Raw genomic sequence first — 1,268 nt, 5'->3', positions numbered from 1 at the left:
ATACACCCGCGTGTTCGCAATCGGACGGCCGATCGGGATGGAGGTCATGTCCTCGACAGATTTCGCGATCTCGCAGACTGTCGCGAAGGTCGTCGTCTCCGTCGGACCGTAGCAGTGAATGAGACGTACAGGACCTTCTTCTCTCAGCAATTTTAGAAATGAGGGAAGATCATTGCGCTCGCCTCCGCAGAGGAGGTACTTAAGCCGTGCTAACGTCGGCGCGATCAATGATGTATATTGGTTAAATAATGCTGTCGTTAGAAAAAGTATTGTCACCCGCTGCTGTTTAAGTGCCTTGGCAAAATCCGCAGGATTTATGCCATCCATTGCAATAATGCAGCCACCGTTAAGCAGCGGTGCCCACACTTCAAATGTGCTGGCATCAAAGGCAGGATTACTCGCCCATGCCACACGATCTCCGGCATCGATCTTCGCATATCCATTGCTGATCACGAGCCGGTTGACAGCACGATGAGGCACCACAACTCCCTTGGGAAGGCCCGTCGAGCCAGACGTGTACATCACGTAAGCGGCAGCGTCGGCGCTCAATGCCAGGCCAAGATCGACACTGGACTTGGTTCCAGCTATCAGCGGCTCAATGGGCAAAACAGGGATCGTCGCCTTGACCAGATCCCGATCGTCACTCTCGCTAAGCACCAAGCGTGCAGCACAATCGGCAATCAGCCATTCTTGTCGCGCAGATGGAAGAGCGCGATCGATCGGCACATACACTCCCCCCGCCTTCAAGATCGCCAGCTGCGCCACCACAAGAGAGACGGAGCGGTCCAGCATTGTCGCAACGCTATCACCGGGCTTCACGCCGAGCCCGATCAGATGATGGGCCAGCCGATTGGCGCGCGCATTGAGCTCGCCATAGCTCAGACGCTCGTCCTCGTGGATCACCGCCACCGCGTCGGGCGCCCGGCGCACCTGCTGCTCGAACAGCTCGTGCACGCATAGATACGACGGATAGTCCGCTTCCGTCCGGTTCAGCTCCTCCAGCAGATAGGTGCGCTCGTCGGCCGGCAGCATGTCGAGCTGCCGCACCGGCGTGTCGGGAGCATGCTCCAATGCTTCCACCAATTGCTCGAGCGCCCGCTGCATGTAGCCGCAGACCCGATCCGCAGCGCATGGCTCGACCACCTGCGCCGTCAGCCCGAGCGCCTCGCCAAAATCCTCCACCGACAGGGTCAGCGGATAATTGGTGCGTTCCTCGCTCCCCAGCCACTCGATGCCCGACAGCCCCTCATCGGTTGTCGAGCCGGCCG

At 59.1% G+C, this 1,268-nt stretch carries 1 protein-coding gene; it reads right to left on the bottom strand.

The features are described 5' to 3' along the window. On the bottom strand, window positions 1-1,268 hold a 1,268-nt coding region (locus GHK62_RS19660), incomplete at both ends, for an AMP-binding protein (protein WP_153440799.1).

Source organism: Sinorhizobium terangae (assembly GCF_009601505.1).
Lineage (GTDB): Bacteria > Pseudomonadota > Alphaproteobacteria > Rhizobiales > Rhizobiaceae > Sinorhizobium > Sinorhizobium terangae.
Note: the sequence above shows the minus strand (reverse complement) of the source record. Positions and strands in the feature narration are given on the sequence as shown.